The organism is Tamlana crocina (assembly GCF_012037625.1).
This window is the reverse complement of the sequence record NZ_JAAVJS010000678.1, coordinates 1-323: the sequence shown is the minus strand read 5'-3', so window position 1 is coordinate 323 and position 323 is coordinate 1. Positions and strand designations below refer to the sequence as shown.

At 39.3% G+C, this 323-nt stretch carries 1 pseudogene; it reads right to left on the bottom strand.

The annotated features are described in order from the left end of the window. Positions 1-51: 51 nt before the first annotated feature. A pseudogene (locus tag HC176_RS19805) lies at positions 52-323 on the bottom strand (hypothetical protein); the annotation flags it as partial.

Below are 323 nucleotides of genomic sequence, written 5' to 3'. Positions count from 1 at the left end.
AGGCTACAGCGACCATTTCCCGGTCTATATTCTCTTAATTAGAACAATCCTTTAGAACCATGAACTCCATGGTATTCTGGACAACATAAAGATAAGGGCGAGGGTATAAAATATCGCCAGTGTCTTGAACTTTGGTCTTGAGGTAAGCTTCTTCTTATGTTTAGAGTAACCCACAGTGATAAGGATCACTGAAATTATCATGATCAGTGGGTGTTCAACCAGATAAAGACGCAATGTTGAATCTTTCATAACACCACCCATACCTACTTCTCCAAAAGCCTTAAACCAGGGCGCTACAAAATATAGTACAATTCCAATAAGCA